This window comes from Roseococcus sp. SYP-B2431, assembly GCF_004336745.1.
Taxonomy (GTDB): domain Bacteria; phylum Pseudomonadota; class Alphaproteobacteria; order Acetobacterales; family Acetobacteraceae; genus Roseococcus.
The window spans coordinates 201,180-211,284 of the sequence record NZ_SJXD01000027.1 but is presented as its reverse complement, the minus strand read 5'-3'; the positions used below and the strand labels follow the sequence as shown (position 1 = coordinate 211,284).

Annotated in this window: 10 protein-coding genes; all 10 read left to right on the top strand. The window is 68.6% G+C overall.

Going from position 1 to position 10,105, the window contains the following annotated elements:
* Positions 1 to 202 precede the first annotated feature (202 nt).
* Positions 203 to 1,480 carry a phosphopyruvate hydratase gene (gene eno, locus EJV46_RS17480; protein ID WP_131549982.1) on the top strand — a complete coding sequence of 426 codons (1,278 nt, stop codon included), beginning with the start codon at positions 203 to 205 and terminating at the stop codon, positions 1,478 to 1,480.
* A 146-nt stretch (positions 1,481 to 1,626) separates the two neighbouring features.
* Positions 1,627 to 1,956 (top strand): septum formation initiator family protein, encoded by a 330-nt coding sequence (locus tag EJV46_RS17475; RefSeq protein WP_131549981.1) that lies wholly within the window; start codon positions 1,627 to 1,629, stop codon positions 1,954 to 1,956.
* A gap of 363 nt (positions 1,957 to 2,319) precedes the next feature.
* Positions 2,320 to 3,282, top strand: a complete 963-nt coding sequence (gene pdhA / locus EJV46_RS17470; protein ID WP_206020866.1) for a pyruvate dehydrogenase (acetyl-transferring) E1 component subunit alpha — start codon at positions 2,320 to 2,322, stop codon at positions 3,280 to 3,282.
* 1 nt (position 3,283) lies between these two features.
* On the top strand, positions 3,284 to 4,669 hold the full coding sequence (locus tag EJV46_RS17465) for a pyruvate dehydrogenase complex E1 component subunit beta (RefSeq protein ID WP_131549979.1): 1,386 nt from the start codon (positions 3,284 to 3,286) through the stop codon (positions 4,667 to 4,669).
* A 13-nt stretch (positions 4,670 to 4,682) separates the two neighbouring features.
* On the top strand, positions 4,683 to 5,972 hold the full coding sequence (locus tag EJV46_RS17460) for a pyruvate dehydrogenase complex dihydrolipoamide acetyltransferase (RefSeq protein WP_131549978.1): 1,290 nt from the start codon (positions 4,683 to 4,685) through the stop codon (positions 5,970 to 5,972).
* Positions 5,973 to 5,976: 4 nt separating this feature from the next.
* A complete protein-coding gene (locus EJV46_RS17455) occupies positions 5,977 to 6,465 on the top strand; it encodes a GNAT family N-acetyltransferase (RefSeq protein ID WP_131549977.1) in 489 nt (162 codons plus the stop codon).
* A gap of 3 nt (positions 6,466 to 6,468) precedes the next feature.
* The gene (gene lpdA / locus EJV46_RS17450) at positions 6,469 to 7,863 is read left to right on the top strand and encodes a dihydrolipoyl dehydrogenase (RefSeq protein WP_131549976.1); all 1,395 of its coding nucleotides are present in this window, start codon (positions 6,469 to 6,471) and stop codon (positions 7,861 to 7,863) included.
* A gap of 77 nt (positions 7,864 to 7,940) precedes the next feature.
* Positions 7,941 to 8,918, top strand: a complete 978-nt coding sequence (gene lipA / locus EJV46_RS17445) for a lipoyl synthase (RefSeq protein ID WP_131549975.1) — start codon at positions 7,941 to 7,943, stop codon at positions 8,916 to 8,918.
* Complete coding sequence (locus EJV46_RS17440; RefSeq protein WP_131549974.1) at positions 8,918 to 9,397, top strand: type II toxin-antitoxin system RatA family toxin; 480 nt, start codon at positions 8,918 to 8,920, stop codon at positions 9,395 to 9,397. The genes lipA and EJV46_RS17440 overlap by 1 nt, the downstream gene beginning before the upstream one ends.
* Positions 9,398 to 9,464: 67 nt before the next feature.
* Positions 9,465 to 10,094: a glutathione S-transferase family protein gene (locus tag EJV46_RS17435; protein WP_131549973.1), complete on the top strand. Its 630-nt coding sequence runs from the start codon at positions 9,465 to 9,467 to the stop codon at positions 10,092 to 10,094.
* Positions 10,095 to 10,105 lie beyond the last annotated feature (11 nt).

Here is a 10,105-nt window from a genome sequence, read left to right as displayed (position 1 = left end):
GAGCGATCGGGACGGCGAGGGACGAGGCGGCCTGCATCCGCCCATCAATGGCACCTCCGGGGGCTGGCGCAAGATGCTCATGCGCGGCCCGCCGGAAAGGGACCGGGGCGTGGTGTCCGGCGCGCCGCGCCGGCCGCCCCTCCGCCTTGCCCTTTCGCCTCTCCCGCCGTATCCGCGAGGGAACCTCCGGAAGGACCAGCTCATGCCCGCCATCGCCGACATCATCGCCCGCGAAGTGCTCGACAGCCGGGGCAACCCGACCGTGGAGGCGGAGGTGATCCTGGACGACGGCTCGCGCGGCCGCGCTATCGTTCCCTCGGGCGCCTCGACCGGCGCTCACGAGGCCGTCGAGCTGCGCGACGGCGACAAGTCGCGCTACGGCGGCAAGGGCGTGACCAAGGCGGTCGCCAATGTGGAAGGCGAGATCTTCGATGCCATCGGCGGGCTCGAGGCCACCGACCAGGTGAAGATCGACAGCCTCATGATCGAGCTGGACGGCACGCCCAACAAGGCGCGGCTCGGCGCCAATGCGATCCTCGCTGTCAGCCTGGCCGTCGCCAAGGCCGCGGCCCAGGCGCATGGCCAGCCGCTCTACCGTTATGTCGGCGGGACCTCGGCGCGCACCCTGCCGGTGCCGATGATGAACATCATCAACGGCGGCGCGCATGCCGACAATCCGATCGACATCCAGGAATTCATGATCCTGCCGGTCGCCGCCGGCACCCTGGCGGATGCGGTGCGCGTCGGCTCCGAGTGCTTCCACGCCCTGCGAAAGGCGCTGCACGATGCGGGCCACAACACCAATGTCGGCGACGAGGGCGGCTTCGCGCCGAACATCGGCAGCGCCGAGGAGGCGCTGGCCTTCATCTCCAAGGCCTGCGAGGCCGCCGGCCACCGGCCCGGCGAGGATGTGATGCTCGGCCTCGACTGCGCCGCCAGCGAGTTCTTCAAGGACGGCAAGTACGTCATGGCGGGAGAGGGCAAGACGCTCGACGCCGGCGGCATGGTCGACTACCTGGCCGGGCTCTGCGCGAAATTCCCCATCATCTCGATCGAGGACGGCTGCGCTGAGGACGACTGGGCGGGCTGGAAGCTCTTGACGGAAAGGCTCGGCGGCAAGGTCCAGCTGGTCGGCGACGACCTGTTCTGCACGAATCCGGAGCTGCTGCGGAAGGGCATCGAGGCGGGCGTGGCGAACTCCATCCTGGTGAAGGTCAACCAGATCGGCTCGCTAACCGAGGCGCTGGAGGCGGTCGAGATCGCCCATCGCGCCGGCTATACGGCGGTGATGAGTCACCGTTCGGGCGAGAGCGAGGACAACACCATCGCCGACCTCGCGGTGGCCACCAATTGCGGGCAGATCAAGACGGGCTCGCTGAGCCGCTCGGACCGGCTGGCCAAGTACAATCAGCTCATCCGCATCGAACAGGATCTGGGCCCGGCCGGACGCTATGCCGGTCGGACCGTCGTGAAGCGCTGAGGCACGACGCTTCCGAATATTGGAATCCTACGGGAATCCCAGGACAATTTCCTGCGCTGGCTCAGCTTTCCCCTTGCCAGCGGGAAGTCTTAATGATTCTTTGACGGGGCGGGCCCGGGGGGGCTGGCTGCGCGTTTGGGGGATCAATGGGTTTCGGGCGGGCACTCATCCGCGGCGTGAAGTTCCTGGCGGCGCCGGTCATCCTGGCGAGCGTCGCGGCCTTCTTCGTCTGGCACGCCTCGCATGGCGATCGCGGGCTCATTGCGCGCGAGCATCGTATCGCCGAGATCTCGGCCGCTCGGGGCGAGCTGCAGCGGGCGACCGCGGAGCGCGAGGCGGCCGAGCGGCGGGTCAATGCCATGCGCGGCGACCGGCTGGACCGGGACCAGCTCGAGGAGCGGGCGCGGGCCATGCTGAACCTCACCAACCGCGACGAGATCGTCATCCCCTATCCGCCGGGGCAACGGCTGTTCTGAGAGCGGCCCGGCCTCTTCATTCCAGGAAAATCAGCGCTATGGGCGCGGCCGAGGGCGAGCCCGAACGGCCCTGCTCCCGCTGGTCGGCGCCAGAGCCGCGGCGCCATCGTATGGGGGAGCCGCTTCCCCTGCCAGATCAGCGCTCTAGCAACAATGTTGCGCCGCAACATAAGAATATTGCGTGAACCGGAATCCAGTTAAAGTGAATATTGCATTGCAATAGTTGGATTTTCCGGCGGAGGTCCCGCCTTGCGAAGGTTGCAAGGCCAGCCTAACTGTGGCGGACCCCCGAGGGAGACGTCCATGCTCGAAGCCCCGTCCAAGCGCCGCGCCAAGGGCGCCGCGAAGGAAAAGGAAATGCAGATGGGGCACAACGCCCTGTTGCGCGCCTATCGGGACATGCTCCTGATCCGACGCTTTGAGGAGAAGGCGGGCCAGCTCTACGGGATGGGCCTCATCGGCGGCTTCTGCCACCTCTATATCGGCCAGGAGGCCGTGGTGGTCGGCATGCAGGCCTCGCTTCAGCCCGGCGACGAGGTCATCACCTCCTACCGCGACCACGGGCATATGCTGGCCACCGGCATGGAGGCCCGCGGCGTCATGGCCGAGCTCACGGGCCGCATCGGCGGCTATTCGAAGGGCAAGGGCGGCTCGATGCACATGTTCAGCCGTGAGAAGGGCTTCTTCGGCGGCCATGGCATCGTGGGCGCGCAGGTCAGCCTCGGCGTCGGCCTCGCCTTCTCCAACTGGTACCGCGAGGACGGCAAGGTCGCGGTCGCATATTTCGGCGAGGGCGCGTCCAACCAGGGCCAAGTCTATGAGAGCCTGAACCTCGCCGCGCTGTTCAAGCTGCCCTGCATCTTCGTCATCGAGAACAACAAGTACGGCATGGGCACGAGCGTCGAGCGAGCCTCCGCCAGCGCCGATCTGTCGAAGAACGGCGCGCCCTGGGGCATTCCCGGCGAGCAGGTCGACGGCATGAACGTGCAGACCGTCTTCGAGGCCTCGCAGCGCGCGGTCGCGCATTGCCGCGCCGGCAATGGCCCGTACCTGCTGGAGATGAAGACCTACCGCTACCGCGGCCACTCCATGTCCGACCCCGCGAAGTACCGCACGCGCGAGGAGGTGCAGAAGATGCGCGAGCAGCACGACTGCATCGAGACCGCGCGCACGCAGCTCATGGAGCAGAACGTCACCGAGGCCGACCTGAAGGCCATCGACGACGAGGTGAAGGCGATCGTGACCGACGCCGCCGATTTCGCGCAGGCCTCGCCGGAGCCGGACGAGAGCGAACTCTGGACCGACATCCTCCTGGAGACGAAGTAAGATGGGCGTCGAGATCCTGATGCCGGCGCTGTCGCCCACCATGACGGAGGGCAAGCTGGCCCGCTGGCTCAAGAAGGAAGGCGATGCGGTGAAGTCCGGCGACGTGATCGCCGAGATCGAGACCGACAAGGCGACCATGGAGGTCGAGGCCGTCGACGAGGGCACGATCACGAAGATCGTCGTGCCCGAGGGCACCGAGAACGTCGCGGTGAACTCGCCGATCGCGGAGCTCGATGGCGGCGCCGGCGGCGGCAAGGCCGCGGCGAAGCCGGCCGAGGAGGCGGCCACCCGCGAGGTGGCCGCGCCCCTGCCCAAGGCCGAGGACCATGCCGAGGTCGCGGCCAAGCCGCACCCGACCATCGCCGCGGCGCCGGTCTCGGTAGCGCCCGAGAAGGACTGGGGCCCGACCAAGCCCACGACCGTCCGCGAGGCGCTGCGCGACGCGATGGCGCTGGAGATGCGGGCCGACAAGGACGTCTTCCTCATGGGCGAGGAGGTCGCGCAGTATCAGGGCGCCTACAAGATCAGCCAGGGCCTGCTGGACGAGTTCGGGCCGAAGCGGGTGATCGACATGCCCATCACCGAGCACGGCTTCACCGGCATGGCCGTGGGCGCCGCCTTCAACGGCCTGAAGCCCATCGTCGAATACATGACCTTCAACTTCTCGATGCAGGCCATCGACCACATCATCAACTCGGCGGCCAAGACGCTCTACATGTCCGGCGGCCAGCTGGGCTGCCCGATCGTCTTCCGCGGCGCCAATGGCGCGGCCTCGCGCGTCGCGGCCCAGCACAGCCAGTGCTTTGCGAGCTGGTACGCGCATTGCCCGGGGCTGAAGGTCGTGGCCCCCTGGTCCTCCGCCGACGCCAAGGGCCTGCTGCGCGCCGCCATCCGCGACCCGAACCCGGTCATCTTCCTCGAGAACGAGATCCTCTACGGCCACAGCTTCGACTGCCCGACCGACGAGGAGTTCGTCCTGCCCATCGGCAAAGCCAAGGTGGAGCGCGAGGGCACGGATGTCACCATCGTCGCCTTCTCGATCATGGTGGGCCTGGCGATGCAGGCGGCCGATGCCCTGGCCGAGAAGGGCATCAGCGCCGAGGTCATCAACCTCCGAACCATCCGCCCGCTCGACATCGAGACCATCGTCGCGAGCGTGAAGAAGACCAATCGCGTGGTGACGCTGGAGGAGGGCTGGCCCTTCGCCGGCATCGGCGCCGAGATCGCGATGCAGATCGTCGAGAACTGCTTCGACGACCTCGACGCGCCGCCGGTGCGCGTGCATGGGCTCGACATCCCGATGCCCTATGCGGCCAATCTCGAGAAGCTGGCCCTGCCGCGGCTGGAACAGGTGGTCGATGCCGTCCACTCCGTGACGTACCGCTGAGGGAGCGAGAGACATGGCCACCGATATCCTGATGCCCGCCCTCTCGCCGACCATGACGGAGGGAACGCTGGCCCGCTGGCTCAAGGCCGAGGGCGACAAGGTGAAGTCCGGCGACGTCATCGCCGAGATCGAGACCGACAAGGCAACCATGGAAGTGGAAGCCGTGGACGAGGGCATCCTCGGCAAGATCGTTGTGCCCGCCGGCACCGAGGGCGTGAAGGTGAACGCCGTCATCGCCGTGCTGGTCGAGCCGGGCGAGAGCGCGCCGAGCGGCGAGGCGAAGGCCGCCCCCGCCCCGGCGCCCAAGCCGGCGGAGAAGCCCCCCGAGGCGCCGAAGGCCGCGGAAGTCCCGAAGCCGGCCGCCGCGCCCGCTCCGGCGTCGCATGGCGACCGCGTGGCCGCCTCGCCGCTCGCCAAGCGCATGGCGCAGCAGGCCGGGCTGGACCTTTCGAAGGTCGAGGGCTCGGGCCCGCAGGGCCGCATCGTGAAGTCCGACATCGAGGCCGCGATGAAGGGCGGCGCCCCGGCGCCGGCTCCCGCCGCGACCACGGCCCCGGCCGCAGCCCCCGCGCCGAAGGCCGCCGCCGCGCCGGCGCCCATCCTGGGCGCCACCACGGCGCATCCGAACAGCTCGATGCGCAAGGTGATCGCGCGCCGCCTCTCGGAGAGCAAGGCGACCATCCCGCACTTCTACGTGGCGGCGGATATCGAGATCGACGCGCTGCTGGAGTTGCGCGCCAAGCTCAACGCCCGCAGCCCGAAGGACGGTCCCGGCGCCTTCAAGCTGTCGGTCAACGACCTCGTCATCAAGGCCGCCGCCGTCACGCTGAAGCGCATCCCGGCCGTGAACGCGGCCTGGACCGAGGAGGCGATCCTCCGCTTCAACGAGGTGGACATCAGCGTCGCGGTCTCGATCCCGGACGGGCTCATCACGCCGATCGTGCGCAATGCCGACACCAAGGGCCTGGCCGCGATCAGCAACGAGATGAAGGACCTGGGCGCGCGGGCGAAGTCGGGCAAGCTGAAGCCCGAGGAGTTCCAGGGCGGCGGCTTCAGCATCTCCAACATGGGGATGTACGGCGTCTCCTTCTTCTCGGCGATCATCAATCCGCCGCAGGCCGGCATCCTCGCCGTGGGCGCGGGCCAGAAGCGGCCGGTGGTGAAGAACGGCGAGCTCGCGGTCGCGGCCGTGATGACCTGCCAGCTCAGCGTGGACCATCGCGTGATCGACGGCGCGCTCGCCGCGGAATGGCTGCAGGAATTCAAGGCCATTGTGGAAGAGCCGCTGAGCCTGATGCTCTGATCTCGTGAGCGCCGCCTTCATCTGGCGCGAGACCAGGCCGGCGGATGTCGCGGACATCCACCGGCTGCTGCGCGGGCTGGCGGTCTACGAGAAGATCGAGCACGAGTTCACGGCGACGCCCGAGCAGCTTCGCGAGGCACTCTTCGGCAAGCGCCCGCTGGCCGAGGCGATGCTGGCGGAGGTGGAGGGGCGGCCCGTCGCGATCTGCCTCTGGTACCGCACCTTCTCGAGCTTCGCGGGCAAGGCGGAGCTCTGGATCGAAGATGTCTTCGTCGAGCCCGAGTACCGCAAGCAGGGCATCGCGCGGGCGGCGTTCCGCCTCGTCGCGCAACGCGCGCTGGACGAGGGCTGCGCCGCCATCGGCTGGAACGTGCTCGACTGGAATACGCCTGCCATCGCGGCCTATCGCGCGATGGGCGCCGTCGGGCGCGAGGAATGGACGGATCAGCGCGTCTCGGGGGCCGCCCTCGTCGCGCTCGCAGGAAGGGGCTGAGGCATGGCCGACAATTACGATCTCGTGGTGGTGGGCTCCGGCCCCGGCGGCTATGTCGCGGCGATCCGCGCGGCGCAGCTCAAGATGAAGGTGGCCATTGTCGAGCGCGAGCATCTGGGCGGCATCTGCCTCAACTGGGGCTGCATCCCGGCCAAGACGCTGCTGCGCTCCTCGGAGATCTTCCACCTGCTCAACACGCTCGACCAATACGGGCTGAGCGCGGAGAAGGTGAATTTCGACATCGGCAAGATCGTGAAGCGCAGCCGCGGCGTGGCGGCGCAGCTCTCGGGCGGCGTGAAGTTCCTGATGAAGAAGAACGGCATCACCGTGATCGACGGCGCCGGCCGGCTGGACGGCCCCGGCAAGGTGGGGGTGGAGAAGGACGGCAAGAAGGTCGCGGACCTTGCGGCCAAGAACATCCTCCTCGCCACCGGGGCGCGCGCCCGCGTGCTGCCGGGCATGGAGCCGGACGGCAAGTTCATCTGGACCTACAAGGAGGCGCTGGTCGCGGACACGGTGCCGAAGCGCCTGATCGTGATCGGCTCGGGCGCCATCGGCGTCGAATTCGCCAGCTTCTTCCGCGACCTGGGCAGCGAGGTCACGATCGTCGAGGCGCTGGACCGCGTCGTGCCGGTCGAGGATGCCGAGGTCTCCGCCTTCGTGAAGAAGTCCTTCGAGAAGCAGGGCATGAAGGTGCTCACCGGCGCCTCGGTGAAGGGCGTGAGGAAGGGCGCCTCCACCGTCACCGCGACGGTGGAGATCGGCGGAAAGACGCAGGAGATCGAGGCGGAGCGGCTGATCCTCGCGGTCGGCATCGTCGGCAATGTCGAGGGCATCGGGCTCGAGGGCACCAAGGTGAAGGTCGAGCGGACCCATGTCGTGGTCGACGGCTATGGCCGCACGGGCGAGCCCCATGTCTATGCCATCGGTGACCTGGCCGGCCCGCCCTGGCTGGCGCACAAGGCGAGCCACGAGGCCATCACCTGCGTCGAATTCATCGCCGGCCTGGATCCGCATCCCTTCGAGGCGACCAATATCCCCGGCTGCACCTATTGCCGCCCGCAGGTGGCCTCGGTGGGCCTCACCGAGGCCCGCGCCAGGGAACTCGGCCATGAGGTGAAGGTTGGCCGCTTTCCCTTCATCGGCAATGGCAAGGCCATCGCCCTCGGCGACACCGAGGGCTTCACCAAGACCGTCTTCGACGCGAAGACGGGCGAACTGCTGGGCGCGCATATGGTCGGGCCCGAGGTGACCGAGATGATCCAGGGCTACACCATCGCGCGCAGCCTGGAGACCACCGAGGCGGAGCTCATGCACACCGTCTTCCCGCATCCCACGGTGTCCGAGACGATGCACGAGGCGGTGCTGGATGCCTTCGGTCGCGTGATCCACATTTAGCCGCGATGGCCCGGCCGGCCTGGCCGGGCCGCAGGCGGGGATGCGAAACCGGCCGGCCGCGCTATATGTGAGGGATCATGGCCCGCATCGAGATCGACCATCGTCCTGCAGGGGGCAGCGTCAGGACGGGTGCCGAGCGGCACCCCGAGAAGGCGCACCGCCCCGACAACGCGATCCAGCGCAAGCCGGACTGGATCCGCGTGAAGGCGCCTACGCATCCGATCTATCACGAGACCCGCAAGCTGATGCGGGACAACAAGCTCGTGACCGTCTGCGAGGAGGCGGCCTGCCCGAATATCGGCGAGTGCTGGAGCCAGCGCCACGCCACCATGATGATCATGGGCGAGACCTGCACGCGCGCCTGCGCCTTCTGCAATGTCGCGACCGGGATGCCCAACCCGCTGGACCATGACGAGCCGCGCCGGGTGGGCGATGCCGTGGCAGCGCTCGGCCTGCGCCACGTGGTCATCACCAGCGTGGACCGCGACGACCTGCGCGACGGCGGCGCGCGCCATTTCGCCGAGACCATCGCCGCCATCCGCAATTCCGCGCCGGACACCACCATCGAGATCCTGACGCCCGACTTCCTCCGCAAGGAGGGCGCGCTGGAGGTGGTGGTGGCCGCCAGGCCGGACGTGTTCAACCACAATCTCGAGACCGTGCCGCGGCTCTATCCCGGCATCCGGCCAGGCGCGCGCTACTACCACTCGCTGCGGCTGCTGGACCGGGTGAAGCAGCTCGACCCCTCCATCTTCACCAAGTCGGGTGTCATGGTCGGGCTCGGCGAGGAGCGCATCGAGGTGCAGCAGGTGATGGAGGACATGCGCAGCGCCGATGTCGACTTCCTCACCATCGGCCAGTACCTCCAGCCCAGCGTGAAGCACGCGGCGGTGGCCCGCTTCGTCGATCCGGCGGAATTCGCCGACTATGCCAGCCTGGCGCGGGCCAAGGGCTTCCTGCTCGTCTCCGCCACGCCCCTGACGCGCAGCTCCTACCACGCCGACCGCGACTTCGCCGCGCTGCGAGCGGCGCGGGACAAGAGCCTGGCGGCCTGATGCCGACGCATGCCGAAAGGAAGATCCTCCGCTACACGCCGGAGCAGATCTTCCAGATGGTGGCCGACGTGCACCGCTATCCCGAATTCCTGCCCTGGTGCGTGGCCGCGCGGGTCCTGAGCCGCGACGAGACCAAGCTGGTCGCGGACCTGACCATCGGCTTCAAGATGTTCCGCGAGACGTTCCGCAGCGAGGTCACGCTGGAGCGTCCTCATCTGGTCGAGGTGAAGTATCTCGACGGCCCGTTCCGCTACCTGAACAACACCTGGCGCCTGACGCCCGTGCCCGGCGGGACCGAGGTCAACTTCTTCGTCGATTTCGAGTTCCGATCGAAGCTGCTGCAGGCCGTGATCGGGACGGTGTTCAACGAGGCCGTGCGCATGATGGTGCGGGCCTTCGAGCGGCGGGCGATGGCCCTGTACGGCCGGAATGCGGTGCTGCCCGTGTCGTCCACGCCCGCGCCGGTCGCCCCCCGCTAGCCCGGCAGGCTCCGGGGCGGCCACGGGCCGCCGTCGGCTCGCCGTGCTGGCCCGAAAGGAGTTGCCCATGGGTTACGTCCTCTTTGGCGACGCCGGTTCCGGCTCAGGCCCCGTCGAGATGGCGCTGGCCGAGATCGGCGCCGCGGTCGAGCTGCAGGAGGTGCCGCTGACGAAGGACGCGCAGCTGGCGGCGGAGTACCGCAAGCTCAACCCGATGGGGCGCATCCCGACGCTCGTCCTGCCCGACGGCACGGTGGTGACGGAATCGGCCGCGATCCTGGTCACGCTGGCCGACCGGCATCCCGAGGCCGGCCTGCTGCCGCCGGGCTCCGACAGCGCCCGCGCGGTCGCCTTGCGCTGGATGGCGCTGGTCGCGGGCGAGTTCTATCCGCATGTGACGCGCTACGACTATCCGGAGCGGTTCTCCGCCGACCCGTCCCATGCACCGGCCATCGCGGACCGGGCGAGGGAGATGGCGCGCGAAGTGTGGCGGCTGGTCGACCGGGAATGCGCACCCTCGCCCTTCGTGCTGGGCGACCGCTTCTCGGTGGCGGACATCTACCTGGCCGCGCTCTCGCGCTGGAACGAGGGTGCCCGATGGATGCCGGCGGAATGCCCGCGCGTTGAAGCCCTCGCGCGCGCGGTGGCCGGCCGCCCCCGCATTGCGCCGGTCTGGGCCAGGCACGTCAGACCTTAGCGGCTCCGGGG

Bases quoted from the DNA above. Each gene is read 5' to 3' on its own strand.
- eno (WP_131549982.1), top strand. From the start codon at position 203: ATGCCCGCCATCGCCGACATCATCGCCCGCGAAGTGCTCGACAGCCGG.
- EJV46_RS17475 (WP_131549981.1), top strand. From the start codon at position 1,627: ATGGGTTTCGGGCGGGCACTCATCCGCGGCGTGAAGTTCCTGGCGGCG.
- pdhA (WP_206020866.1), top strand. From the start codon at position 2,320: ATGGGGCACAACGCCCTGTTGCGCGCCTATCGGGACATGCTCCTGATC.
- EJV46_RS17465 (WP_131549979.1), top strand. From the start codon at position 3,284: ATGGGCGTCGAGATCCTGATGCCGGCGCTGTCGCCCACCATGACGGAG.
- EJV46_RS17460 (WP_131549978.1), top strand. From the start codon at position 4,683: ATGGCCACCGATATCCTGATGCCCGCCCTCTCGCCGACCATGACGGAG.
- lpdA (WP_131549976.1), top strand. From the start codon at position 6,469: ATGGCCGACAATTACGATCTCGTGGTGGTGGGCTCCGGCCCCGGCGGC.
- lipA (WP_131549975.1), top strand. From the start codon at position 7,941: ATGGCCCGCATCGAGATCGACCATCGTCCTGCAGGGGGCAGCGTCAGG.
- EJV46_RS17440 (WP_131549974.1), top strand. From the start codon at position 8,918: ATGCCGACGCATGCCGAAAGGAAGATCCTCCGCTACACGCCGGAGCAG.
- EJV46_RS17435 (WP_131549973.1), top strand. From the start codon at position 9,465: ATGGGTTACGTCCTCTTTGGCGACGCCGGTTCCGGCTCAGGCCCCGTC.